This is a genomic window from Leptospira borgpetersenii serovar Javanica (genome assembly GCF_003046425.1).
Classification (GTDB): Bacteria; Spirochaetota; Leptospiria; order Leptospirales; family Leptospiraceae; genus Leptospira; species Leptospira borgpetersenii.
The window spans coordinates 1-25,536 of the sequence record NZ_QAJG01000034.1 but is presented as its reverse complement, the minus strand read 5'-3'; the positions used below and the strand labels follow the sequence as shown (position 1 = coordinate 25,536).

Here is a 25,536-nt window from a genome sequence, read left to right as displayed (position 1 = left end):
GAAAAGAAGATTCGATCGGTCATGAAATTCAAATTATATTCCAATATTCTAATGTTTGTTCTGATTTTCGGTAAATGTACCACAACTCAAATCGAAGAGATTTCCTTTCCGGATAAAGGAAATCTGAAATTCCTTTCTTCTAAAAATCCAGAAGCCGCCCGCGTTTTAAAATCCGTCCGAGATTTAGAAACGAAAAATTCCTCTTACTCGGGTGAATTTTCGATGCGGATCGAAAACTTTATTCCGAAAAAAGAAAGTTTTTCCGCAAACGGAAAAATTCTTTATGATAAACCTTCCGGAAAAATGTACATCGAACTTTCTGATCCTTTCTTCGGAATGATCGTTTCCAAAGTATATACGGATGGGAACTCGATTCGTATCAAAACTGCAAACAGCGGGACTCAGATTCTTCCGATGGGGGACATCCTTTTTAAAGATCCAAGCGGTAAAAAACAATCCACGATTCCATTTCCTGTTTTATATTCTCTTTTATCCAACAACAGTTCCGGCCTTGCGGGAAACGATCCAACTTTTGTGAATCTTTCCGAAAGGGCGATCCTCGTTAAAAAACCGGGAGAAGATATCACATTCTGGATGACGGATTCCGGAATCAGCTCCGTGGAACTTCTCTCCCAAAAGAGCAATCTCAAGGCGATCACGAAAATTCAAGGAACAGTTTCTTTTCCGCCGAAAATCACGGTCACAAGAATCGTAGAACCGAAAACAAATCTGGATCAGAATAAGATAGAAATCAAAATGAAAAAGATCGCTCTTTTCGAAACAATTCCGGATTCTAAATTTCAGTTTTAAATGACAAAGATCAAGGTTTACAATATTCTTTCCTTCATCAATTTGGAAGAATCCAAGATAGAACCACTGAATTCTTTTTTTCGGAACTCGGGAAAAAATTCGAATTCAATTGAAAACAATAGGAGCGAAGATGCTTTCCGAAATTAGAAACAAACATATTCTTGAACTATACATAGAAACCGACGAAGTAAATTCCTTAAACGGAGATTTTTTCAAAACGATTTCCGCAAAGTTAGACGCAATTAACAACGATCCGACAGTCAAAGCCGTCATATTAACTTCTAAAAACGAAAAATTTTTCTCGAACGGTTTTAATCCGGAAATTTTTGTCGGAAAGACCTCGGAACAAATTCGAGACGTTATGCATCTCGCCTTGGATACAGCTTCCAAATATCTTTTCTTAGAAAGACCTGTGATTTGTGCTATGAACGGGCATGCTATGGGATTGGGAGCGGTACTTGCGATTTTTTCTGATTATAGAATTATGATCGAAAAAAAAGGAAGGATCGGTTTTCCCGAATCTCAGATCGGAATCAACTTTCCCGCGGTTCCGGGTTTTATGCTCAAAGAAATCGTAGGGATCACAAAAGCTCGGGATCTTTTATATTCAGGAAAAGGGTTAAAAGCGGAGGAAGCATTAGAAATTGGTCTCATCGACGAAATTTCTTCATCCTCGGAAGACTTGATGGCGCGCGCTCGCAAATACTGTGATCAGTTTAAGGATATGGCGATGGGTTCTGTGATTGGGCTTAAAGTGTCCTTGCGCGATCCGATTCGATTTTTTGCGGAACACAATTCGGGAAGAGACGTCAAACTTATTTCGGAAGCGGTATTTTCCAAAAACGGTCAAGAAGGTATGACATCCATCTTGGAAAGACGACGACCTATATTCCTGTAGATTTTAATTTAGAAAAGAAGAATGGAGCAAGGCCGGTTTTCAATCGGCTTTTTTTGTTGATGCCTATTTTAAAAAATCAATTTTTTCGAATCGAGTTTTTTAAAAATTAAGGCTTTGATCATTTCGATTTCTTTTTCGTAAATTTCGGTTTATTATTTTTGAAAAGATCGGCAGATACTCCGTTCTTCTTTGCCAGTTCAGAAGGGCTTTCCCCACGGCCATTTTTGATATTCGGATCGGCCCCATATTCCAGAAGAATTTTTGCAGATTCGACAAAGTTGTGTTTCACCGCAATGTACAAAGGAGTATTTTTTCCCCGTCCGAAATCGTAAATATTAGGCAACGCGCCATTGGCAAGTAGGAGTCGTACGATTTGCGGATCATCGCTTTTATTCACTGCGATATGAAGTGGAGTTTCGCCACCGTCGAACAGCTTGGCATTTACATCCGCTCCATTTTGAATCAGGAACTGAACTAAATCGGCATGACGATACCCGACGGCAAGATGAATTAGAGTAAATCCTTCTTCAGTTTTGGCTTTGAGGTTTGCTCCTTTGCGGATCAGAATTTCGACGACATGTTTGTGACCGCTTGTCACCGCAAAGTGTAACGGTGTCCATCCCCTTGAATCGCTCGTATTTGGGTCTATTTTTGCGTCGATCAAATCTTCTACGAACCAATTGAGTCCTTCCATTGCAGCATAGTGTAGTAGAGTCATCCCTGATTCACTCTTATCGAAAGGGTTGGCTCCCTTCGATAACAAATACCGAATCTTCTGCGAGGAGATCGAAGCTGTTAAAGAATTAAAATCTTCGTGTCGGTCGTCGCTCCAGCTCTTCGCACTTACAGTCGCTACCATAAGAGGAGTAATTCCAAGTTCATCTTTAATATTGACGTCGAGCCTCGATATAAGATATTCGATTATTTCCAACCGATTCCATTTGCAAGCTTCGTGCAACAGAGTTTGTCGATGAGACCTCAGCCCAGACGGATAAGACTGCTTTGTAGCAAAGATATTTTTCCCTCGAGCTATAAGAGATTCGAGTTCTTGGAGTTCTCCTTTTCTCACAGCTTCGAACAATTCCGCGTGTTCTCCAGTAAAGCTCATAAAGTCGTCCGCTCTCAGTTCCCAAGTGAGCAGTACCACTGCGAGAATGACTATGAGTTTGTCCCAAAACGTTTCGGATTTTTTTGCCATTGGATTCCTTTCTCCATTTTTATCAGTTTTTTCATTTTGGGCGTTGTGTAAGAAAAGAATCTCTTCAATAAAACACCTTTCCAGGATTCAAAATTTCCTTTTTATCGATTTCCTTCTTGAAGGCTCTCAGTCCAAATAAAGCCGGTTTGGAAGTCGCCTTTTCATACCAAGTCTTATGATCGAAACCGACTCCATGGTGGTGCGAAATCGGCGCCCCATTTTGAAAGAATGTTTCCGAAATGATTCGTTTCATTTTGAACCACTGGTCTGCAGGCTTTTTCTCATCCATCGGAAAGATGATCGTGTAGTAGAGACAAGCGCCTTCGTGATAGCTGTGAGAGATATGACACATCGCGATTGAACCCGGAATCGATTTTTCTAGAGAAGCGATTCCTTCCTGATGAAGACGAAGAACCCGATCATAAGTCGTGGAAGTTTCCATCGTATCTACCCCGATTCCGTTTTCTATCAAGTGATTGCGTAAGAACGGCATATTATATCTGGAATGAATCCATTGTTCTCCCAAACGGGTTCCCGCGTAAAGACCTTGATGTTTACGAATGATCGGCTTGATTTTGGAGAAATTTTGAGAAACGTCTTCCTTGGTTCCGTCTAGACCAAGAAGAATCACACACTTGTTATCCCCTAAAGATTTCCATTGTAAAATCCGATTTTGAATTTGGTTTTTGACCCAACGGACCGGAGTTTCCTTTTTACCAAGACTACCTAACGTTTGATAAAGACGGGTTTCATTTTTATCGGAAAGACGAATCATGGAAGTAGGGATTTCTCTGTGATTGACTTCCCGAATAAAATCGACTCCAATCGAAAAACTTGGGAATACGATTCCAAAATATTTTCTCGTTTCCGGAAGTCTGTGAACCTTGATCGTAGCTTCGGTGATGATTCCAAACAAACCTTCGCTTCCCGCAAAGATCCGATTCAACTCCGGACCAGTAGAAGAAGCCGGCTCTCTCAGTGTTTCTACAGTACCCGTAGGAGTAATCAACTTTAAACTTGTGAGAATTTCTTCGATCTTTCCATAACGATTGGATTGTTGTCCGGCGCTTCGTGCGGCGATCCAACCGCCTAACGTAGAATATTCGAAAGATTGGGGAAAATGACCGAGAGTAAATCCTTTGTCGTTTAAAGACTCCTCGAGTTTTGGTCCATAAATTCCTGCTTGGAACGTAGCAAGATGACTTTCTTCGTCGAGGGATAAAAAAGAATTCATTCGGGTCGTATCCAAGGAAAGTGCGCTTTTTTGTCCCTTACCTTTGACGACTTCCAACCCTCCCACGACGGAGGAACCGCCTCCGTATGGAATTACGGTGATATTATTTTTAGAACAATATTCTAAAATTTTAAAAACTTCGGACTCCCTACTTGGATAGATGACTCCGTCTACGAAGTTTTTGAGAGTGTTGAACGAAAGCCTTAAAACGTCGTAATAACTTCTTCCTGCGGAATGGAAAATTCTTTCTCTTCTTTCTACGGAAAAATATTTAGCTCCGCTAATCTTACTCAATTCTCGAATCTGAGTTTGAGTGAAGGAGGATTTCGGAAGTGTAACTTCTTCCAGAGATGTCGAAGGAGTTTTTCGAATTTCAGAGATGTGAAGTTCATCTGCGAGAAACGCAAGAATTTCCTGCATCTGTCCCACTCTGAAAAAATCCTGACCATAAGCACCCCAGGCGTTCCATCTGAGTCCATCTCTTGAATAATCAATTTTAGAATTGAGTTCCGTATAAAACATAGTTCTAAAGTCTCCGGATATACATGAATAGAAAGTCTTCCGATGCACAGAATGCGAATTCGATCCGATTTCGCAACAGAATATCTAAGATCCGTTCTTAAAAACTGAAATTTGATGAAATTCGAAAAAACGATGCTGTTCTCTCCCAAGCTTCGAAATTCCATCGATGTCTAACACGATTCAGACGAAAATATCGAATAGATTGAAATCGTCTCTCGTAGATTAAAAAAATAAGATTCCAAATCATAAAATCATGAATCTAACACATTCATCTAAAAGCGATTGACCCGAACTATTTTTTAGAAATCCATATCTTTATGTCCAAGAATAAAAAATCTCCTTCCAACACTCGATCAGCCAAATCTCAAGGCTCGTTCGTATATGATTTGTTAGTGATCGGAGGAGGGATCACGGGAGCACACGTGCTTTGGGATTCTACTTTGAGAGGAATGAAATCTATTCTTTTGGAAAAAAACGACTACGCCTCGGGAACAAGTCAGGCTACATCGAAAATGATTCACGGAGGTTTGCGGTATTTAAAGAATTTCGAGTTGGGGCTTGTGAGGGAATCTCTTCGTGAAAGGGCAATCCTTGCAAGAATTACTCCGCAAGCAGTTCAAACAATGGGCTTTCTGGTTCCGATTTATTCTAATATCGAAAGACTCGTTTTGAAAGTTGGAATGGAGATGTATAACGCACTTTCCTACGACCGAAACGCGAACATATCCCAAGATCGATCGATTCCAAAATACAGCTTTCTTTCCAAAGAACAGACTACCATGGAATCTCCCACGATTGAGCGCGACAAATTGAAGGGTTCTTATTTATATTACGATTATCTGAATATCAATCCCGAAAGGCATACCTGCGAGTTTATTTTTTCTGCGAGGGAAAGAGGAGCCGAAGCAAAAAATTATACCGAAGTAACTTCCATTACCCGTTCCACCGATTCCTTATATACGGTAGTCGCAAGAGACAAAATTTCCGGAAAAGAAATCTCGTTTCAGACCAAGTCCGTCGTAAACGCTACCGGACCTTGGGCGGATCTTGTTGAATCCCTTGCCGGTGTCGAGATCGAAAAACATCTTGTGAGATCCAAAGGAATTCACATAGTTACGAGAAAAATCTGCGGGGATAAAACTCTGGTGACGAAAAAAAAAGACGGTACACATCTCTTTATCATCCCGTGGAGAAACAAAACGATCATCGGAACCACCGACACGGAATACATAAATAGTCCGGACAGGTTTCGAGTTACAAAAAAAGATATCGAAGAATTATTAAGCGAAATCAACTATTCTTTCGGGTACACGAATCTGACTTTAAACGACGTGGATTTTTATTACGGCGGTTTAAGACCGCTTGTAGAAGACCCGGGAGAGCCGAAGTCCACTTATAATACGTCCAGAAAGACGGAAATTTTCGATCATAAGGAATCCGGTTTTCCGGGATTTTTTACGGCGATGGGAGGTAAATACACGACAAGCCGCAGCGTGGGGGAAGCGGTAGTGAACAAAGTCGCCGATTATCTCCCTGGAAATTTTAGCGCTTGCGAAACTTCAGTGACTCCTCCTTCCACGGGGAATTATTTAGATCTGCTTTCTTTTACAAAGGAACTCGCAAAAAAGTTTCCCAAATTGAGCGGAGAATCAATCGAGACGATAGCGTTTCGCTACGGTTTGCAGGCGTATCAAATTCTCGAGAAGAGCTCTTCTAGAGAGGAATTTTATACACTCCAAAACGGGGAAAAGTTCTTTGAAAGCGAAGTTCGATTCATTGCGAATAGAGAAGATATCCGTTTTGCGACGGATTTTTTCTTTCGTAGGTCCGGTGTGGGTGTTCCGGGTTTGCCGGAAGAGAAAGAAACGACTAAACTCGTTCGTTCCTTGGCAAAGTACTTACGTTGGAATCAAAACCGAATCTCCAAAGAGATCAAAGCGGTGAAAGAACGTTATAGAATCTACTAAAAGACGTCAAAATGTGAATGAGTTGGAAAGAAGAATCGATAGGAAGTCTTTCATGATTTCGGAACTGTCGGAAAGGTTAACCCCGTCTTCGTCCACGATTCTTTGAATTACGGTTCCTAAAATTACACTGATTAGAATCCGACTCAAACCGGGATTTGTAATACCGAAATGTTTCGAAATGATATTTACGTATTCTTTCATCGCGTCCGCGATCAGTGACTTTTCTTCTTCGTGATTTTTCAACCGAGAAGCGTCACAGATGATATAAAGAAGATTTTGGAAGTAAGTTTCTCGATCTTGAATCATTTGGAAAAGAGATTCAACTTTGGATTCAAGAGCTTGTCCCAGATTTCCTTTGGAGTAGAGTTGTATTTCCTCGACATCCTTGTTGAGAAGAAATTTTACCAATTCTTTGAATATGTCCTCTTTTGTCGCAAAGTAATGATATAAAGTCCCTGTTGAAACGTCTAGCTCGGTCGCAATTTCTCTCATTGAAACCGCAGAATATCCTCTTCTCGCGAGAATATCCACACACTTAGATAGAATTTCCGTTTTGTATTTTTCATGATTCACTATTTTTGGCATTAGATTTCCTTGGGCATTTCTTTTTGGTAACTCCAAATTCTTCGATGTTGAGACCACATTTGCAGTCGATCCGAAAAATCGGCTTTCTACGGTCGGGTCTCGAACAAAGAAGAAAAAAATCAATAAGCGATTTTTAATTTTTGATAAATAAATCCAAGCAACCAAATCGGGCCGATCAGTAAAAACTGAAGGTCTTTCAAGAAAGAAGGTTTTTTACCTTCGATTTTATGGCCGATAAATTGCCCGATCCAAGCTAAAATAAAAACCGTAATCGAAAGTTCCAAAATGCCATAGGAATAAACTCCGAATACTATCGGGAAAACAGTTCCTTGAAGAAGAACGATCAGATAAATCATCAAAGAGCTTAAAATCAACATTCCTAGAGCTAACATAGGCGAAAGCCGTAGGTAAAACGCAAGTGATAGAACAAGCGCAATCGTCGCAAAATTTAAGTAAGGGACAGACTGAAACAAAGAAGGTACCGGGATCGACCAAAAAAGACCGATGACAGTAAAGTAAATCAACGGAACACAGATCCAGTGTATGTTTTTATTGACAGGATTTTGATGGCTTTCTGAGTATTCGCTAAACCAGGTTTCTACGGATTTCATAACAACTCCTTTCTACTAAAAAATTCTAAATGTTCGAAATAGAATCGCAAGTGTTTTTTATAAAACCCTATGAGTAAAAAATCTAAAATTAGATGTTTTATTTGGATTCGTTCAAAACCATTTTGAGTCTACTTCAAATAAGTCGAATTGAATTGTATCTGAAAATCAAACTTTTCGACTATGCTTTAAAATTAATTCTGAAAAGGTCTTTCTTCAGAAAGGGTCTCTTCTTCTTTGAATCCATTCTCCGATTGTGGTTCGACTTCGGTCGAAGTAGATTCCAATGGCCTTGTGATTCTTTCGATCGGTAATTTTTTTACATGATTTGCCATTTCTTTCAAAATAGCTTCCGTAATCTGCTTCATGATTTCTCCGGTAATTTGGTTTTCCAAAATTTCGGTAATCATCGAACTGATATCTTCTCCAAGTCGTTTGGAAATTTCTCCCATAAAGGGAATTTTAGAGAGTTCGCCTAACAAAAACTTAGATTTAAGTGCTTCATTCACTTTTATATTGAATTGGTCTTGATGAAGTTCAAAAGCCGTTTTAGCCAGTTGGCTATAATCCAGACGAATCATCACCTCTTTCACTCTTTCTAAAGAATGCAGAAATACGGCGTCTGCGATCGTGTCCACGATCACATCTCTAAATCGGAATGTAATTTCCCTCGTAACAATGTCGCTTAGGTTTTGCCCGGACTGACCTAACTTATAAAATGCGATTAGAATTTTCATTCCTCTCAAAAGTAGAAAAGGACGAAGGAAATAAAACGGAATCACTCCTACAATTTCATACCAATTCATCGAGAAAAATGTTCCTGGCTCTTTAGATTTTCTGAACTTAGAGATGAGCTCCATTACCCAAACGACTAAGACAAAAAAATCAAATCCGATCACATAGATATACAATTCTTTGGGAAGAATTTCATTATACGAATTATAGGTCAAAAGTAGAAAAACATCCAAAGCCGCGATAGGTAGAAGGAATAAATCTCTTCCCGAACCCGGCAACGCTCGAAACCAAAGATAGAAATGCCAAATGTTAAATTTGTTGACCCGGACCGGAAAATGTTCGGAATCAGCCATTTTACTCATAACCTCCTTGGAAAGGTTGGTTTACAGTATTTACGAGAATAGAATTCTGGTCACTACAATTCCATGTCTTCTCAAGTGGTGATTGACGGTTTCAATCTGATCTATAAATTCCCCGATTTGGAAGAATATATGGTTCGAAACAGGCTTTTAGAAGCCAGACAAGGACTTTTAAAACGAATCGAGTCATATTCCCAAAAAAAGAAGGAACAAACTTTTCACATTTTTTTCGACGGAAAAAAAGAAATCGGTAACGCAATCTTTCAGGAAACTTTCGGAAAACTAAATGTGTATTTTAGCCATGGTAGAAAGGCGGACGATGTGATTAAGGAATTTGTTCGAACAAATGTCCGCCCTTCTGAAATCGAAGTGGTCAGTTCGGATAAAGAGATTTTTTTTCATGCAAAAAAATGGGGTGCCAATCCAATCACTTCCGAAGATTTCGCCACAATTGTTATCGCGAAAATTTTTCCTTCCAAACCCGATCCCGAAAAATTCGAAGATAGGATATTGAATTCCGAAGAAGTGGAACATTGGAAAAACTTATTTAGGGAAGACGAATAACAGTGTTGTTCAATTCGGTGACTTTTGCGATTTTTTTTGCGATCGTTTATGTGATCTACTGGTCGGTCCCCAAAAAAAACCGTCCTAATCTTTTGATTTTTTCCAGTATGTTCTTCTACATCTGGTTTTCTTGGATTTTTTTTCTTCACTTCCTACTTGTAATTTTATTCAATTATTTCTTTTACCTTCGTATCAAAACATCTCAAAAAAATCCGAAACGATGGATGATTGTCTCGATCCTTTTTAACTGCATCAATCTCGGATTTTTCAAATACTTTTATTTCTTTTCCAGAGTTCTCGCCGATCTTACTGGCTATCCTTTCTTCCAGGAAATTCAGGGAGTCATTCATATCGTTCTCCCTCTCGCGATCAGCTTTTACAGTTTTCAGATGATTGCAGCGGCAGTGGACGCAGCAAGAAATCCAAATATAGAAACCATTTCTCTCAAAGGATACTTTCTATTTGTTCTATTTTTTCCTGTTTTGATCGCCGGACCGATTATGAGAACCGGAGATTTTTTTCCGAACTTAGATAACCTCAAACCGGACCAGAATAAGATCTATAACGGCTGTTACTTGATAATGGGCGGCTTACTCAAAAAGGTACTGATTGCGGATCCTGCGGCAGGTATTATTTCGCCGATTTTTTCGAATCCAGAAGTGTATGATTCGACTTCTTTGATTTTTGCTGGAATCGGATATTCGATTCAGGTTTTTTGCGATTTTTCGGGCCTTACTGATATGGCACGGGGAGTAGGGGCACTTCTTGGATTTTATCTGCCGGAAAATTTTAAAGCTCCTTTTTTCTCCTTAAGCGGAAGGGAACTTTGGCAAAGATGGCACATAACGTTATCCTTCTGGCTTCGGGATTATATATACTTTTCTCTGGGTGGAAGTAGGATTGCACAATGGAGAACACATTTAAACTTAATCCTTACCATGACTATCGGAGGTTTTTGGCACGGAGCGGATTATACGTTTATCGCGTGGGGCTTTTATTGGGGGATTCTACTTGCAGGAGAAAGATATTTAGAAACATCCCTTGGATGGAAACTGGTTCCGGAAAAAAATATCGTTTTGAAAGTTCTCAAGGCCTGTATCGTATTTTTATTCTTTTCTTTTGGTGCTGTTCTTTTTAGAGCAAACAATGCAAATACTATGATTCAGCACGTAGCCGGAATCTTTACAAACTCTCCAAATAAGATCGAAACCGAACTTGCTTCATCCTCTCTTTTTTGGCTCGGAGATGCGGGAAATTTGGTCGACGGGGGTTCTTTCTTCTTACTCAATCAAATGGGAAACGTGGAAAAGTTCCTTTATCTTTTTTTAGCTCTAGTTCTTTTCAATTGGATCCAATACGTTCCCGACTTTTGGAAACGATTTAGAAAATACGATCCTTGGCTTCTTATATGTGCGGGAGTCATTTCCATTTTTTTACTCGCTTTATTTTCGGAAGACTCGGGCGCTTTTATCTATTACAAATTTTAGGAAAATAGAATGTTTCGAAACCGATTTCTCTTCGTTCCTTTTGTAATATTCATCATCGCATTCGGCATCGATAAACTGATCAGCTCTACGGTGCTCGAACCGTATTATTCTTTGACTCTTTCCGATCTAAATTTTAGGCATAAAGAATTCCTTTTCGAAGAGTTAAAAGATTATCTGAAAAAAGAAAACCGTAAAAAAGTTTTGGTCTATTTCGGAAATTCAAGAGCACTTCTTTTTAGAAACGATTATATTGAAAAAAAATACCCGAACTGGGTTTTATTCAATTTTTCTGTGCCTGGTGGTTCTCCCGATTATTATCTTTATTGGTTAGAAAAATTTCGATCCGATTCCGTAAAACCGGATTTTATCTTGTTGGATGAATCGATAGAAATTTTTAATTCTTCTTCCGTATTGACCCTAGATGAAGTACTCTTTTACGGACTCAGCCCATCCTTCGTGTTCAGACACGCGGATCGTTATTCTTCTTCGGATCTTACCGGATACATCGCAAAAAAATTATTTCATACACATAAGAATCGACCGAGATTCAATGTAATCCGGGCAAGAGCAAAAGATGGTGGGCTTCTTGCTGCGGGCTACAGCAAACTGCGTTCAACAATTTGGGAAAATCTCAAAAAACAAAGGGGAAGTGCAACTTCGGATGCAAGTCCAAGAGTCGTTTTACCGGCGGAACTTTTGAAAAAAAGATCAAATACGGATTTTAAATCGTACCTGACTCCGTTTACGTTCAATCCAAAGATGCTCGCCAATCAAGAAGACGCAATTCGAATCATAAAAGAAATCGGAGTTGCCTATGCGGCCATTTGGGTAAGAGTTGCACGCCCTTATTTCGAACTTTATAAAACCAGAAAAGTTCTCACGAGCGAGAAAGATGAAAAAACCCCATATGAGATTATGGTTCCTATATTAAAAAAATTGCATAAATCTACGGAAACAGAATTCTGGAATATGAATGAAGATTCGAAATATCGCTGCGACGACTTCAGCGATCCGGGCCACATGTCTCCGAGTTGTTTTAACGATTATGCAGATTTTATCTTTCAAAGGCTTCCAAAATGAATTCGGGACGATTTCATACAGCCGGTGATTTTCAAAATTAAAAATCGTACACTGATAATGGAAGCGAGACGTTTTAAGTTTCACAAAGACGTAGAAGTTCCCGCAGATTACGTCTCTATTGACTTTATTGTTATTAAATCCTCGTAGGAATATTCTGAGGTTTTAGAACAAGCTTATTTTCATTCTCCATTCCATTTGAATTGAGAACCGTTGGGATTTCTGAAATTTCAAACTATAGGTGAAATGTATTCACAGAAGGTTCATAATCTTTCAGAAGACTTTTAAAAATTTATAAAATGTAATCTTTGGTTGAAAAGAGTTGTTAAAAATTCCATAGTCCAGACTAACAAAACTGCTTCAATTGACCGTTTTCATGAAACAGAAATGGATGGAAAATGAATTTTCAACAACTCTAATGAAAAAATAAATCGACCTCTTCCGGATAAATCACGCTACGATTTCCGAAACCAACTCAGGAAGAATTTCCCCCGTTTTTCCTTGAATAAAAAGATCCACGGAAGAGGAGAAGGAAGAACGTTCCGGATTGACTTCAATAAGAATGGCACCTGAACGTTTTGCAACCTGAGTTAGATACACCGGCATGCTAACAAGACCGGAGGTTCCGAGAACCAATAATAGATTTGTATTTTCCATTCTTTGAATGGAAAAATTCAGTTTCTCTTGGTCGTAACTTTCGCCGAACCAAACTATCCCCGGTCTTAAAAAATTTCCACAGAATTTACACTTTGGGGGAAGTAAACCTTCCCCATTGAGGATTTTCTCATTGGATTCTTGACTGCAGGATGTACAACGATTAATAAAAATATTTCCGTGCATTTCGAGTAACTTCCTAGAGCCTGCACGAATATGAAGCCCGTCCACATTCTGAGTGACTAGAAAAAAATCAGGATGTATTTTCTCCAATTCTGCAAGCGCCAGATGCCCACGATTCGGTTGTTTGGTGTCGATAATGTTCCTTCTCCAAAGATACCATTCCCAAACTAGCTTGGGATCCTTTTGAAAGGCTTGTGGAGTTGCTAAATCTTCGGCTCGAAAATTTTTCCAAAGGCCGCCGCTTCCCCGAAACGTGGGAATCCCACTTTCGGCGGAAATTCCGGCTCCGGAAATTGCAGTGATTCTCTGAAATTTACCCTTATGCTTCGATATGAATTCTTTCATAAAGCAAGTTGAAGAGCGGATTTCACTTTCAACATAGATTCTTTCCCACATAGGATTCTTACGAGCTCTAAAGAAAATTCGAAGGCAGAACCGGGACCGATACTTGTAACGATCTTTCCGGAAATTTCCAACCGGGAACCGGTATAACCCGATGTATCGGATACGATTCCAGGAAAAGCGGTAAAACGATCCTCAGAAGTTAGTATATTTTGATGTACTAAAATACTAGGTGCGGCACAAATGGCACCGATCCATTTGTTCTCTTTTTTCGCTTCTTGGAGAAAATCGGCTATTTTGGGGTCTGCTCCTAGAACCTTGGTGCCTCCGGCTCCACCCGGAAGCACGATCATATCGAAGTCTTTTAAGTTTACCGCGTCTAAAGTTGTATCAGCTAAAAGGTAAATTCCTCTGGAAGCCTTTACCGGTCCTTCCTTTAGGGAAGCACTCGTAACTTCCACCCCGGCTCTGCGGAGAACATCTACGATGATAACCGCTTCCATTTCTTCCATTCCTTCTGCGAATGGGACCAAAACCTTAGGCATATACTTCTCCTTTAGAAACCTTAAATTCACTTGAGGGAGATTCGTTTGAATTTCAATCCGGTTTGATATCGGATCGTCCTTCTTTCATCGCGAATTCAATCATTTCTTCCGCTTCTTTACCTAAATACCAATTGATACAACGATGCGCCCCGTAAATCAACGGAGTAATCGCAATTGCAACTCCGCATTTGTAAATGAAGTTGTTTGTGGAAATCTGATTTAGTTCCTGAAAACTGAGTTTTCCTCCGCTAAGCGCAATATAAATCACTACGAAAGAGTCAACGAGCTGCGAAACGATTGTGGAACCGGTGGCTCGTAACCAAATATATTTGTTCTCGGTTTTTATTCTGAGAAAGTGAAAGATCTGAATATCGATCAATTGTCCGATCAAATATGCCACAATCGAACCAACAATGACCTTTCCCGAATTCGAGAAAACTACATTGAAAGAATGGTTGTCCACCGGAGAATTCGGGGCTGCCGGAATCAGCATGTCCAACATCAAAAGGAAGTAAGCCAGGAAAATCATCACCATTCCCAAAAGTGTAGTAAAACGAACTCCCTTTCTTCCATAGTATTCGTTCAGAAGATCGGTCACAATGAATGTAACCGGAAATGGTATTACGCCCATCGTAAGCGTAAAACCGAAAGAAACAAAAAGTTTGGAGCCTGTCACTTCCGCAAGGATCAAGAACGTCAAAAAGAAAGCATTTAGAATGATGAATAATTTCTGGGATTTAGAAAGAGGCATAAGCGGTTTTTTCCCTTGATCTCACATATTCGTCAACTTGTATTGACAACCCTTAACCCAATAAATTTCTGGAAATGAATTTCAAATTACTTCAACTTAGGAAACTTCTTTATTTTCTCAGATTTTGATTCGATAATGAAATTATAACACCAATGGCACACGAACAAGAAGACAAATACGATATTTCCGTAGATTCGATAAAACCGGTTTCCTTTCCAAAAGATTCAGAACCCAAACATAAAATCTTACTTTACTCCCTTACTTGGTTTTTATTATCCTTACTTTCCTTTTCCTTGGGGATTCATCTTCTCAAAAAGGGTGATTCCTCTTTTCCAGGGGAAAACATTCGTGTGAGTTCTGTCGGAGTCATAGACGAAATCCGAAATTTTTTCTCGATTCATAAAATAACGGATTCTTCCGAAAGGGAAGGGGCGCCTTCAAAATCGGAATCCAATTCGGGCTTTTTCTCATTGGAAGAAGACGATGATGTATCCGGGACTGAAGGAACTCTATTGTCAAAAGCGGATGAAAATACGAATTTCCGCGCTTCCACTTGGTTTTCGGATTATGAAGCGATGAGAAAGACCGTACATCTTTACAACGAAATCCACCCGTTTATCTACGGAATGAAAGGCCGTGAAACAAACAACGGAGATCTTTATTCCAGTTGGGGAAGGTCTCAAAAGCACGAACGTGTCGCAGAATTACGTAAACTCAATCCGAACGTCAAGATCATTCCTACGATCTTTCGCTGGGAGAATAAGTACGAAAAAATTTCCGAAAACATCGGAATGAAAGGTCGAAATGATATTCGTGACAAACACCTCGCCAATATCCTTTACGAGTTGGATACATATGGTTACGACGGGATTGATATCGATTACGAAGGAATGAGTTGCGAGAAAAAAGAAAAATTTGAAGAGTTTATCGTCATTCTTTCCAAAGAAATCCATAAACGTGGAAAAATTCTCTCTGTTGCGGTTCATCCAAAAACCCCTGCCAAAAAAGAATCCATGAAAGTCTGCAAGGGTCTGAAAAATAAAATTAAAATGGATTACGCAGAAAATTGGAGAGGACCTATGACTCACGATTACGCCTTTCTTGCTAAACATGCAGATCGTATTAAGATTATGGCATACGAACTCCATCCTAGAAAATACAGAAACCCGGGGCCCGGTCCACAAGCACCAAACACCTGGATTAAAAGTATTATCGAATATGCGAAAGCAAGAGTTCCATCTCGTCAGTTGTATATGGCTATTCCTACTTATGGATACGATTGGGCTTTAAATTGCAACTCGAGGATCAAATCGGTTTACTATCAGGATGCTGTTCGCAAAAAAGAATTAGGAATCCACAGACAACCGACTAACATCGATGAGATTCTTGCAAACACTAAGAATTCCGGTTCCTGGACGAATCTCTCCAAATTTTCCTGGGTTCATACCGGAAAAACTTATGAGGATCCAAGTATCTGGTATAAATCGGAAGGTTGTGATCGTGTTGCGTTTTACATGAATCGTAAAGCGTTCGAAGATAAGATGAATCTTTTAAGACAATACGATTTGGGTGGATTTTCTTTTTGGCAATTGATCAGCGATAATGATCCAGGAATCAACGATTACTTAGAATTATTGGTTTCCAACAAACTTCCTTCTGTGGAAAAAGTAAAAGATCCAGTACAAAATCCGACTGCACCCGCTACAGAACAAGCCGTTCCGGAAGAAGCAAAAATGGATCGTCAACATCATTCGGAGAAACTTGCCAGAAAACAAGGTTGATACTCTTATTACGGACTCTCCTTTTGAAGCGGCGAAAATCCTGCTTGAAGGAGGGAACGTCGTTTTTCCTACGGAAACGGTTTATGGAATCGGAGCATCCGCGTTTGACTTCAAAGCTTGTAAGAAAATCTATGAAGTTAAAAACAGGCCTTTTGATAATCCTCTCATCCTTCACGTAGAAAACCTTTCCTCCTTAAAAACTTACGGAAATATCAGTGAAAAAGCTGGTCTTGTATTTCAAAATTTTTCTCCCGGGCCTATTACCGGTATTTTTACAAAGAAAAATCAAGATCTTTTTACCGCCGGTTTGAATACGGTTGCCTTAAGAATTCCATCCAACCCAACAACTCAACTATTTTTGAATCTTTGTGGCGTTCCGGTCGCCGCCCCATCCGCGAACCTTTCCGGAAAACCATCCTTAACAAAAATTGAATATATTTTAGAAGAGTTTTCCGGTAGAGTGGACTGTATTTTAAAAGGAGAAGAACCAAAGATAGGAATCGAATCGACCGTAATCGATTTCAGCTCCGAACCTCCGGTTCTCCTTCGTCCCGGTTTTGTGGATCGAAACGATCTCCTGAAAATATTGCCCGATCTTAAAGGAATCGAATCGTTTAACGAACTGAACAAAATACCCAGAAGTCCGGGTCTCAAATATAGACATTATGCCCCCGCTTGCAAAGTCGTATTAAAGGATTCATTAAAGGGAATTTCCGGAAATTTTGCACAAATCGGTTTTCACTTCGAATCGGAATCAATGTTTCAGGTTTTGGTTTCTTCCAATGAAGAATATATGAAATCCATTTACTCCTTTTTCGTGGAATGCGATCGTAAGGGGATTAAGGAAGCATGGTGTGAAATTCCCAAAGATGGAAACGGAAAAGAAGCGTTAATCAATCGAATTTCAAAAGCCGCTTCGAAATAATACAGTAGGCACACATCGACTTCTCCTAAATAACGTGAATTCGACAGTTGAAAATCTTAGCGAATCAAACGAAAAACCTAAAATTATTTTTGGTTCCAAAACGCGGATTGTAACAAGAATTCCACTTCCGTGCATTGAAATTTTCTTCTCAAGGGATCGATCATCTTGATGGAAGTGGATTGTAAAACTTCCGGGAATGAAGAAGCGAAATTTCCATCCAATCGATTTATTAAAAACCCTGGCTTTAAAGATCTAAGAAAATTTTGAAATGTGAAAAGGGTAGGTAAGTATCGAATCTCCAACCGTTGTGTTTTCAATTCTTGTTTAATATCTTCTAATAAACCCAAAAAGTCAGTGATGGAATCGATCATCTTTTCCTTTAAAAATCGGCTAGATGTGAAAACTCTTCCCTGACCGAATCGTTTATCCAAAGTCGAGATTGGAATTTTTCTCGCGTCGGCGACTCGCTTATAAAAAAGCCCTTCCGATTCTTTGATTTCCTGCCTCATTAGTTTTCTGGATTCCGGATGTATCGGTCCATACTCGGAAAGAAGATCTCTGTATTTGTAAAAGCCGACTCTGTCCTTTGTCACCCCCAATTTAGAGTAAAAATTTTTCAGATCCAAACGAAGAGAAAGACTACCAATACTTCCGACGATTCCGTATGGAGAGGCATAAATTTTTGAAGCACCGCAGGAAAGATAATAACCCCCACTTGCCGAAACGTTTTGTACATATGCATAGACCGGTTTCTTTTTTTGTAATTTTAGAATTTCTTGATAGAGAAGTTCAGAAACAAAGGCTGAACCTCCGGGAGAATCCACTTCTAGAACGACCGCTTTTACGGAAGATTCGTCTCTCAGTTCTTTGAGTGCATTTCGAACCGAATAATACGAAATACCTTCCGTTTTACCTTCCCCCTTGCCGATCGTATCGTGATGAATCGTCCCTTTGAGCGGAAGAACCGCGACAACGGGAGGCCTCTTGGGAAGAAGTTTAAAATTTACTAATTTAGAAAAACGATATAAATAAGAAAGGGTTAATTCTTTTGCGAGCGGCTTTTGATTTTCTTTTTCGTAGTTTAAATAAAGAAAATTTTCCTTAAAATCCTCTTCGTTTAGAAATCCGGTAATGAATTCTCTTTTCTGGAGCGTTTTTGCGGATAGAAAAGGTTCGGAAAAAGTTTCGAGTACAAAGCCGGTATAACGTTTAAAAAGTGAATCCAAATCGTCCGTCATCTGTCTTAAAAGAGAGTTCAGATTTTCGCGCGCTTTTGGTGAGAATTTATCCCTTTGAAAGGATTCTCCGAAGGATTTATACGGCCCACTTTGGAAAGTCTCCACTTTTATTCCCCATTTTTTGCCGGCATTTCCGAAAAAAAACGACTCTGTAGAGGGTAAAACGGGAAAAAATTCCGACGATTCCGAACTGAATCTTTCATTACAGATTCCTAAAAGGAACAAAGATTTGAGTCCACCAGTAAGTGCAAATCCCTCCAGAGTGATTCCGGATTCTTTCAGAATTCGTAACCTTTCCGCTATGCTTAAGACTTCACTGAACCCGTATTCCGGTTGTTGAATCAAAACCGAAACTTTTTTCAACCCGGGGACTTGAGAGAGTAGTTTGAGTTCCAACAGAAAATCCGTGAAAAAAGCATTTTCCTCTTTGGAGGAAAGTAATCTCATTAAAAAAGACTTACGATAGTTCGTAAATTCGGATGGAATTTCCAAAAAGTAGTGACGATTCGATATGAATCGAAATCGAATCCAACGGATCAGTTGAAAAATGAGTCGAAACGGAATCAGCACGATTTGGAGAAAATTTAGAAACATGACGCCAGTTTGAAAATTAGATTCCTACTGAAAAAGAAGAATTTCTTTTAGGAAAGGAGTTTTCAGATTTTAGTACGCCATAAATCCTAAAAAGAGAGAGGGTATTTCATTGCAGGAAATTCGGATTCGCGGAGCAAGAGAACACAACCTTAAAAATATTAACGTGGATATTCCCAGAGATAAGCTCGTAGTTATTACTGGTTTATCCGGTTCCGGAAAATCTTCTCTCGCTTTTGACACGATCTATGCGGAAGGTCAGAGAAGATACGTAGAAAGTTTGTCTGCATATGCCAGACAATTCCTGGGCCAAATGGAAAAACCGGATTTAGATCTGATCGAAGGCCTTTCTCCCGCAATCTCCATCGAACAAAAAACCACTCACAGAAATCCAAGATCCACTGTCGGAACAGTTACGGAAATCTACGATTATCTCAGACTTTTATACGCAAGAGTGGGAAAACCTCATTGTCCGGAATGTGGAACTCCGATTCAATCCATGTCCATCGATCAGATCACTGCACGGGTTCTTGCATTTCCACAGGGAAGTAAACTACAAATTCTCGCCCCTATCATTGCGGGTAAAAAAGGAGAACACAAGGACGTCCTAGAAAAGATCCGCAAAGACGGCTTTAACCGGGTAAGAATCAACGGAGAAATACGAACTCTCGACGAGGAAATTTTACTTAAGAAAAATTTTAAAACTTCCATCGAAATTGTAGTCGACCGAATCGTGATGAAAGACGGAATCCGAAGTCGTCTGGCCGATTCGGTGGAAACCGCTCTCAAACAATCCGAAGGACTCGTGATCTTGGATGACGGTTCCAAGGATCACATCCTTTCTCAGAAGATGGCTTGTCCGAACGGACATGATATCGGTTTTACCGAACTTTCTCCTCGAATGTTTTCCTTCAATTCTCCTTATGGAGCTTGCGAAACCTGCGACGGTTTAGGAAGTTTATTGGAATTTGACGAGGACCTTTTGGTCAACGATCCGGAACTTTCCTTGGTTGACGGTTGCATCGAGGCCTGGGCCGGTTCCAAAAGCAACGGCTTTTGGTTTATGGCGACCCTCAAGTCCTTATCCGATTCTTTAAAATTTAAAATGAACACTCCGTGGAAGGATCTTCCCGAAAAAACGAGACAAACCATTCTCTACGGAGATAAGAAGATCAAAATCGAATACGATTTTCGAGGAGCCAATTCTCATTATGAATTCACGAAAGAATACGAAGGTGTGATTCCCAATTTGCAGAGGAGATACAAGGATACAAAATCGGATTCGATGCGTCAATGGTTCGAATCCTACATGACAAACCATCCTTGCCCTTCCTGCAAAGGGAAACGTCTAAAACGGGAAAGTCTTTCCGTAAAAGTGCATAACGTTCCTGTGGATGAATTCACTTCATATTCCATCGAAAAAGCTTTACACTTCGTCGAAGGTTTAAAAGTTACAGGAGCCGAAGAAGTGATCGCAAAACCGATTTTGAAGGAAATTCATCAGAGACTTTCCTTCTTAAATGACGTTGGAGTAGGTTATTTAACCCTGGAAAGAAGCGCAGGATCCTTGTCGGGAGGAGAAGCACAACGTATCCGACTTGCGACTCAGATCGGTTCAAGATTGATGGGTGTTCTTTATATTCTAGACGAACCTTCCATCGGTCTGCATCAAAGGGACAATACAAAACTCATCTCCACTCTCAAAAATTTAAGAGATTTAGGAAACACCGTTCTTGTGGTCGAACACGATCACGAAACAATGGAAGAATCGGATTGGTTGATTGATATGGGGCCGGGGGCAGGGGTTCATGGCGGTTCCATCGTTTGTGCGGGAACCCCTGCAAACGTAGCTAAACACAAGGATTCTTTAACCGGAAAGTATCTTTCGGGTAGAAGAAACATTCCGATTCCGGCAAAACTCCGGGAAGGAAACGGAAACCAACTTCAAATTATAGGAGCCAAAGAAAATAATCTCAAAAATATAGACGTAAATATTCCTCTAGGAAAGTTAGTCGTCATTACTGGTGTTTCCGGATCCGGAAAGTCGACTCTCATCAACGATATTCTTTACAACGCCGCCGCTCATAAGGTGATGAAGATGAAAACCTTGGCGGGAAAACACAAGACGATCAAGGGTTTCGAAAATATCGACAAGATCATAAACATAGACCAATCCCCCATCGGAAGAACTCCCCGTTCCAATCCCGCGACATATACCGGGCTTTTTACGCCGATTCGGGAAATGTTCGCAGGACTTGAAGAAGCAAAACTGAGAGGATACGGGCCCGGAAGATTCAGCTTCAATGTAAGTGGGGGGCGCTGTGAAACTTGCGAAGGCGATGGGATTCTGAAAATTGAAATGCACTTTTTACCGGACGTATATGTGACCTGCGAGGTTTGTAAAGGGAAACGATACAATCAAGAAACATTAGAAGTTCGTTATAAAGGGAAGAATATATTCGACGTCCTTGAAATGACCGTAGAGGACGCAAACGAGTTTTTCGAAAACATTCCCATCGTAAAAAGAAAATTAGAAACCCTTTTAGAAGTAGGACTAGGTTACATCCGACTCGGACAACCTGCGACTACGTTTTCAGGAGGAGAAGCCCAGAGAATCAAACTTGCCACGGAACTTTCCAAAAGACCTACAGGAAAAACCTTGTACATTTTGGACGAACCGACGACAGGGCTTCACTTTGAAGACGTTAGACATCTTTCAGAAGTTCTTCACACTCTCGTAGATCGAGGAAATTCCATGATTGTAATAGAACACAATCTAGACGTGATTAAACAAGCGGACTGGATTGTGGACATGGGACCCGAAGGAGGGGATGGGGGAGGACTTGTTATAGCGGAAGGAGTCCCCAAAGACGTGGCAAAAGTAAAAAATTCCTATACAGGTCAATATCTTAAGAAAGTCTTTGCATCCGAAAACGGTAAGTCCACTGTATCGAACGATTCTTCGAATAAAAACGGAATGCAGAAAAAAAATCCACTCGGGAAACAAAACAAAAAGTGAATCGTTAAAATATCCAACGAGGCATTATGAATCTAAAAGAATTCTTATCTTCTATTCCATCCAATGAATATAAAACCGTTTTCAGGGACGCACTTCCATATTTAGTGGAAGAAGGATACTTTGAAGCAATCACTGGAGGTTCCTTTGAAACGTTTCACAAAAAAATCCATCAATTAGGCTCTTATCCGAGAGGAATTGGACTCGGAATCGCGATGATGGCGCAGACCAATGTTGCGGGAAGGATTTTAAAATTCGTCTCGGACGGTTTTTTAAATGAAAATAGAACGTCACAAATTTTTCAAAGAGAAGAAACGATCGCAATTGGGGCCAGACTCTTAAAGGATATAAGTTCCGGAAAAGATATTATTTCCATGGGAGTTAGTGAACCAGGATGGAAAGGAAGAATTTCTAATATCGTCACTAAATATCGGATTGAAAATAATCGAATCATCCTAAGTCTATCCAAGTCTTTTTTAACGAATGGTGCAAACTGCAGTGGATTTTTAATCGTAGCAAAATCACCTTCCGAAACATTCGACGTGATTTATATAGCCCGTGATTCTTACGGTCTTGAATTGGAAGTATTCGATCTAGAATATGCCAAAGAAGCAACTCACTGTAGACTGAAAGGGAATGATTTGTCCCTTCCTTTGAAAAATTTATTCTTTTTTAACTACCAAAGCTTTGCGCCCGAAATCCATCTTTCGGAAATGTTATCCGCTTCTGCACTTTTTTGCGGTTATGTTGATTTTATCCTAAAAACTCTTTTGAAAGAGAAAAAAGACGTGGATCCAAGAATCGCCGGAAAAATCATAGACATTCAGCAATTGTTATATTCAAAAATTATTGATATATCCAAAAAAAAGGATCAAGATCCGAATTTTAGAATAGAAGAAATTCATCCTTACGGTTATGAAACGGCTTTGGATTTGATTTATTCTTGGCTTACGGATCTGGTGAGCGGAGTGGAATTATCCAACATGTTTCCGGATATAGGACTTTTTTATTCCATTCACCCAGGCAAAACCCCGATCTATCAAAAGAATATTCTAAAAAAGATAAGATCCTTACGTTAAAACAAATTTTACTAACGGCAATATATATCAAGTCCATCTTGGAACATCGAATCCATATTTCTATCGAATCTTCCATTACCATACATAGCTCTTCCAATTGGAAGAAGTTCATTTGAAGATGAGTATTTCTCACGCTCCACCAATGCAATAACATAAGTTCGGTGCAACTAATGTAAAAGCGATTATTATGCTGTGATCGTAGAGAGCAGCCTTAAGTTTCAGAGAAACTCAGGCGAAACGCTTTCGTAAAAAGCGTTTCAATTATGAAATTTGCGAACGATTTGCCTAAACTTTCCTATATCGAATTCACGTTAAAATACATTTTATTATTTTAATGCTGCATTACTCAAGAAGTATAACGGATATGTAATCTGTTTTTAAATTTTACTTGCAATAAATTTTAAATTTTCAAAAATCTCACAAGGAAAAATGAATCCTATGAAAACAATCAATCATATAAAATTCGCAACTTTGGCTATAATCATTTTATTAGGAAATTCAAATATTTATGCCTGGGGACATCAGGGGCACAAAACAATTGGAATTATTGCGCAACATCTATTGGTTAATTCCAAGGCATTTGAAGAAATTAATAACATTCTAGGAGGTTTAACTTTAGAAGAAATATCAACATGCCCTGATGAACTTAGAGTATTCCAATCCGAAAAGAAGCCGATGAGCTCAGTTTGTAATCAAATCTTTACTAATCCCGAACCCCCTACAAATACTGGTTCATGGCATTTTATAGACACTCCCATTTCACAGTTTAATCCTACACATGAAGATATAGTAAAGGCTTGCAAATCCTCTTGTGTACTCACGGAGATAGATAGATGGAGCAATGTATTAGCAGATACTACTCAGACCAATGCAAAAAGATTACAAGCTCTTTCATTTGTTGTGCATTTTATTGGAGATATACACCAACCTTTGCACGTTGCGGAACGGAATCATGATCTTGGCGGCAATAAAGTAAAAGTGAGAATCGGAAGATATAAAACCAACTTACACAGTTTCTGGGACACAAATTTAGTAAATTACATCAGTACAAATCCTATCTCAACGACAATCCTTCTAAAATCAGATGTAGCCTTCGCGCAAACTGAAGCACAAACTACTCCGGAAACCTGGGTTCTCCAAGGTTTTCAATTTGCTCGTAATGTTGCTTATGATGGAATTCCCATCGATTATGCTTCTGTTGTAAGGATTTCAAATGCATACATCCAGAATGCTATACCAGTAGTGAAACATCAGTTAGCAAGCGCAGGAGTCAGATTATCACAACATCTTGCTAAAATATTTTCAAGTTCTAACAAACAAAAATAATATAAAAACTTAGAGCCGGTCTTAAAACCTGAAGAAAAATATCTCTAAACGATCCGGCAAGTTTTTAAAAAACGTCGGAATTCCCACAGAAACCATCGCATTGGCGGTTTTCTCCCGTCGTTTAAAATTGTAATAGTTCTTACATTCCTAAGGTTTTGAGACCGGCTCTTAATATACCAGAGACTTTAAATTTAATTCTAATATTTTCGGGAAAAAAAGAAAAAAGTCAAAAACCGGCGGTTGCAGTTTTCAGATCTTTGTAACGAATTTGGAATCAGTCGAAAGACAGGTTACAAGTATTTAGAAAGATACGAATCGGGAAAAAATCGACGGTTTAAAAGATCGATCTAAGAAGCCCAAAAAGCATCCGAATGAAACTCCCGAGAATGTTGTCTTGCTCATTATGCAGATGCGGGAGAAGCATCCCACTTGGGGAGCACGGAAACTTTTGTGGGCATTACTCATCTCTACATAATAGAGTGTCTAAAATTCTTCATCAAACGCGGGATTTATGCTCAAATTAACGGTACTCTGTTTTATAGGAATCAGTAAAAGGAAAGTATCCAAGAGCTAAATCCTGGCCGGCACCAAGTACGATTGGCGATATTCTAAAAAGAAAAGGATTAGTTCGTAAAATACGTCGTAGGAAAAAAACTCCTGAAAGTCTTTTTCCATTTTCCGATGTAAAGTCTCCCAATGACGTTTGGTGTGCAGACTTCAAAGGTCACTTTACTGTTAGGAACGGAAAACGTTGTGATCCATTGACAATCACAGATGAGCATAGCCGCTTTCTATTAGGATGTCAAATCCTGAAGAAAACGGATGGAGAAAGCACCAGGCGGGTATTTGGTACAACTACAACGAATCCGTGTAACCCATGTGTCCGGTCTAAAGTGTTACTGATGTGCCAGAACATACAATGAACAACTTCCCATAATGTAAATTATGTCACATTATGGGAAGTTGCTTATTTCCTCATTTAAAAATATACTTGAAACACTGAACGTTTCCTCAACTAAAAACCTACACGAAACCTAATCAAAAATCAGCACTCTTTTAAG

20 protein-coding genes and 1 pseudogene are annotated in these 25,536 nt (G+C 39.5%); 12 read left to right on the top strand and 9 right to left on the bottom strand.

Features of this window, described 5'->3' with window-relative positions:
* Positions 1-21: 21 nt before the first annotated feature.
* Both CLV95_RS17150 and CLV95_RS17145 read left to right on the top strand, forming a co-directional pair.
* Entirely contained in the window at positions 22-810 is a 789-nt protein-coding gene (locus CLV95_RS17150) for a hypothetical protein (RefSeq protein WP_002734642.1), read from the top strand.
* Between the two features lie 130 nt (positions 811-940).
* Positions 941-1,708, top strand: a complete 768-nt coding sequence (locus CLV95_RS17145) for an enoyl-CoA hydratase/isomerase family protein (RefSeq protein WP_002725789.1) — start codon at positions 941-943, stop codon at positions 1,706-1,708.
* A 118-nt stretch (positions 1,709-1,826) separates the two neighbouring features.
* On the opposite strand, the gene CLV95_RS17140 is transcribed toward CLV95_RS17145, so the two are convergent.
* Both CLV95_RS17140 and CLV95_RS17135 read right to left on the bottom strand, forming a co-directional pair.
* On the bottom strand, positions 1,827-2,975 hold the full coding sequence (locus tag CLV95_RS17140; RefSeq protein WP_372509340.1) for an ankyrin repeat domain-containing protein: 1,149 nt from the start codon (positions 2,973-2,975) through the stop codon (positions 1,827-1,829).
* Positions 2,971-4,662 carry an FAD-binding oxidoreductase gene (locus CLV95_RS17135; RefSeq protein WP_002734692.1) on the bottom strand — a complete coding sequence of 564 codons (1,692 nt, stop codon included), beginning with the start codon at positions 4,660-4,662 and terminating at the stop codon, positions 2,971-2,973. The genes CLV95_RS17140 and CLV95_RS17135 overlap by 5 nt, the downstream gene beginning before the upstream one ends.
* A gap of 317 nt (positions 4,663-4,979) precedes the next feature.
* On the opposite strand from CLV95_RS17135, the gene CLV95_RS17130 reads away from it, so the two are divergent.
* Positions 4,980-6,629 (top strand): glycerol-3-phosphate dehydrogenase/oxidase, encoded by a 1,650-nt coding sequence (locus CLV95_RS17130; protein ID WP_002734696.1) that lies wholly within the window; start codon positions 4,980-4,982, stop codon positions 6,627-6,629.
* Between the two features lie 6 nt (positions 6,630-6,635).
* On the opposite strand, the gene CLV95_RS17125 is transcribed toward CLV95_RS17130, so the two are convergent.
* The 3 genes from CLV95_RS17125 to CLV95_RS17115 form a co-directional block, all read right to left on the bottom strand.
* On the bottom strand, positions 6,636-7,214 hold the full coding sequence (locus tag CLV95_RS17125; protein ID WP_002734687.1) for a TetR/AcrR family transcriptional regulator: 579 nt from the start codon (positions 7,212-7,214) through the stop codon (positions 6,636-6,638).
* 119 nt (positions 7,215-7,333) lie between these two features.
* Positions 7,334-7,825: an Mpo1 family 2-hydroxy fatty acid dioxygenase gene (locus CLV95_RS17120; protein ID WP_016561376.1), complete on the bottom strand. Its 492-nt coding sequence runs from the start codon at positions 7,823-7,825 to the stop codon at positions 7,334-7,336.
* Between the two features lie 191 nt (positions 7,826-8,016).
* The gene (locus CLV95_RS17115; RefSeq protein WP_002725788.1) at positions 8,017-8,910 is read right to left on the bottom strand and encodes a hypothetical protein; all 894 of its coding nucleotides are present in this window, start codon (positions 8,908-8,910) and stop codon (positions 8,017-8,019) included.
* Positions 8,911-8,982: 72 nt separating this feature from the next.
* Between CLV95_RS17115 and CLV95_RS17110 the strand changes: the two genes are divergently transcribed.
* From CLV95_RS17110 to CLV95_RS17100, 3 genes are read left to right on the top strand one after another with little or no spacing between them, the layout of a single operon-like run.
* Positions 8,983-9,480 carry an NYN domain-containing protein gene (locus CLV95_RS17110; RefSeq protein ID WP_002734728.1) on the top strand — a complete coding sequence of 166 codons (498 nt, stop codon included), beginning with the start codon at positions 8,983-8,985 and terminating at the stop codon, positions 9,478-9,480.
* 2 nt (positions 9,481-9,482) lie between these two features.
* Complete coding sequence (locus tag CLV95_RS17105; RefSeq protein WP_002736501.1) at positions 9,483-10,967, top strand: MBOAT family O-acyltransferase; 1,485 nt, start codon at positions 9,483-9,485, stop codon at positions 10,965-10,967.
* Between the two features lie 9 nt (positions 10,968-10,976).
* Positions 10,977-12,047 (top strand): DUF1574 domain-containing protein, encoded by a 1,071-nt coding sequence (locus CLV95_RS17100; protein ID WP_002734656.1) that lies wholly within the window; start codon positions 10,977-10,979, stop codon positions 12,045-12,047.
* Between the two features lie 447 nt (positions 12,048-12,494).
* On the opposite strand, the gene CLV95_RS17095 is transcribed toward CLV95_RS17100, so the two are convergent.
* From CLV95_RS17095 to CLV95_RS17085, 3 genes are read right to left on the bottom strand one after another with little or no spacing between them, the layout of a single operon-like run.
* Positions 12,495-13,226 (bottom strand): SIR2 family NAD-dependent protein deacylase, encoded by a 732-nt coding sequence (locus tag CLV95_RS17095; protein WP_002734648.1) that lies wholly within the window; start codon positions 13,224-13,226, stop codon positions 12,495-12,497.
* A complete protein-coding gene (locus CLV95_RS17090) occupies positions 13,223-13,768 on the bottom strand; it encodes a DJ-1 family glyoxalase III (protein ID WP_002725781.1) in 546 nt (181 codons plus the stop codon). The genes CLV95_RS17095 and CLV95_RS17090 overlap by 4 nt, the downstream gene beginning before the upstream one ends.
* 52 nt (positions 13,769-13,820) lie before the next feature.
* Positions 13,821-14,519, bottom strand: coding sequence for a queuosine precursor transporter (locus CLV95_RS17085; RefSeq protein ID WP_002725792.1), 699 nt, complete (start codon positions 14,517-14,519; stop codon positions 13,821-13,823).
* A gap of 152 nt (positions 14,520-14,671) precedes the next feature.
* On the opposite strand from CLV95_RS17085, the gene CLV95_RS17080 reads away from it, so the two are divergent.
* Both CLV95_RS17080 and CLV95_RS17075 read left to right on the top strand, forming a co-directional pair.
* Positions 14,672-16,300: a glycosyl hydrolase family 18 protein gene (locus tag CLV95_RS17080; protein ID WP_002734694.1), complete on the top strand. Its 1,629-nt coding sequence runs from the start codon at positions 14,672-14,674 to the stop codon at positions 16,298-16,300.
* Entirely contained in the window at positions 16,281-17,225 is a 945-nt protein-coding gene (locus tag CLV95_RS17075) for an L-threonylcarbamoyladenylate synthase (protein WP_002734725.1), read from the top strand. The genes CLV95_RS17080 and CLV95_RS17075 overlap by 20 nt, the downstream gene beginning before the upstream one ends.
* Before the next feature lie 83 nt (positions 17,226-17,308).
* Here CLV95_RS17075 and sppA read toward each other — a convergent pair whose 3' ends face one another.
* Positions 17,309-19,057: a signal peptide peptidase SppA gene (gene sppA, locus CLV95_RS17070; RefSeq protein WP_002734698.1), complete on the bottom strand. Its 1,749-nt coding sequence runs from the start codon at positions 19,055-19,057 to the stop codon at positions 17,309-17,311.
* 109 nt (positions 19,058-19,166) lie between these two features.
* Between sppA and uvrA the strand changes: the two genes are divergently transcribed.
* From uvrA to CLV95_RS19540, 4 genes and pseudogenes are all read left to right on the top strand, one after another.
* Positions 19,167-22,073 (top strand): excinuclease ABC subunit UvrA, encoded by a 2,907-nt coding sequence (uvrA, locus tag CLV95_RS17065; protein ID WP_002725796.1) that lies wholly within the window; start codon positions 19,167-19,169, stop codon positions 22,071-22,073.
* A gap of 26 nt (positions 22,074-22,099) precedes the next feature.
* Entirely contained in the window at positions 22,100-23,149 is a 1,050-nt protein-coding gene (locus CLV95_RS17060) for an acyl-CoA dehydrogenase family protein (protein ID WP_002725767.1), read from the top strand.
* A 438-nt stretch (positions 23,150-23,587) separates the two neighbouring features.
* Positions 23,588-24,475 carry a S1/P1 nuclease gene (locus CLV95_RS17055; protein ID WP_002734711.1) on the top strand — a complete coding sequence of 296 codons (888 nt, stop codon included), beginning with the start codon at positions 23,588-23,590 and terminating at the stop codon, positions 24,473-24,475.
* A 243-nt stretch (positions 24,476-24,718) separates the two neighbouring features.
* Positions 24,719-25,323, top strand: a pseudogene (locus CLV95_RS19540) (helix-turn-helix domain-containing protein); the annotation flags it as partial.
* Positions 25,324-25,536: the final 213 nt, after the last annotated feature.

Excerpts from the sequence above, each read along its gene's own strand:
- CLV95_RS17150 (WP_002734642.1), top strand. The coding sequence starts at position 22 with ATGAAATTCAAATTATATTCCAATATTCTAATGTTTGTTCTGATTTTC.
- CLV95_RS17145 (WP_002725789.1), top strand. The coding sequence starts at position 941 with ATGCTTTCCGAAATTAGAAACAAACATATTCTTGAACTATACATAGAA.
- CLV95_RS17135 (WP_002734692.1), bottom strand. The coding sequence starts at position 4,662 with ATGTTTTATACGGAACTCAATTCTAAAATTGATTATTCAAGAGATGGA.
- CLV95_RS17130 (WP_002734696.1), top strand. The coding sequence starts at position 4,980 with ATGTCCAAGAATAAAAAATCTCCTTCCAACACTCGATCAGCCAAATCT.
- CLV95_RS17125 (WP_002734687.1), bottom strand. The coding sequence starts at position 7,214 with ATGCCAAAAATAGTGAATCATGAAAAATACAAAACGGAAATTCTATCT.
- CLV95_RS17120 (WP_016561376.1), bottom strand. The coding sequence starts at position 7,825 with ATGAAATCCGTAGAAACCTGGTTTAGCGAATACTCAGAAAGCCATCAA.
- CLV95_RS17115 (WP_002725788.1), bottom strand. The coding sequence starts at position 8,910 with ATGGCTGATTCCGAACATTTTCCGGTCCGGGTCAACAAATTTAACATT.
- CLV95_RS17110 (WP_002734728.1), top strand. The coding sequence starts at position 8,983 with ATGTCTTCTCAAGTGGTGATTGACGGTTTCAATCTGATCTATAAATTC.
- CLV95_RS17100 (WP_002734656.1), top strand. The coding sequence starts at position 10,977 with ATGTTTCGAAACCGATTTCTCTTCGTTCCTTTTGTAATATTCATCATC.
- CLV95_RS17095 (WP_002734648.1), bottom strand. The coding sequence starts at position 13,226 with ATGAAAGAATTCATATCGAAGCATAAGGGTAAATTTCAGAGAATCACT.
- CLV95_RS17090 (WP_002725781.1), bottom strand. The coding sequence starts at position 13,768 with ATGCCTAAGGTTTTGGTCCCATTCGCAGAAGGAATGGAAGAAATGGAA.
- CLV95_RS17085 (WP_002725792.1), bottom strand. The coding sequence starts at position 14,519 with ATGCCTCTTTCTAAATCCCAGAAATTATTCATCATTCTAAATGCTTTC.
- CLV95_RS17080 (WP_002734694.1), top strand. The coding sequence starts at position 14,672 with ATGGCACACGAACAAGAAGACAAATACGATATTTCCGTAGATTCGATA.
- sppA (WP_002734698.1), bottom strand. The coding sequence starts at position 19,057 with ATGTTTCTAAATTTTCTCCAAATCGTGCTGATTCCGTTTCGACTCATT.
- CLV95_RS17060 (WP_002725767.1), top strand. The coding sequence starts at position 22,100 with ATGAATCTAAAAGAATTCTTATCTTCTATTCCATCCAATGAATATAAA.
- CLV95_RS17055 (WP_002734711.1), top strand. The coding sequence starts at position 23,588 with ATGAAAACAATCAATCATATAAAATTCGCAACTTTGGCTATAATCATT.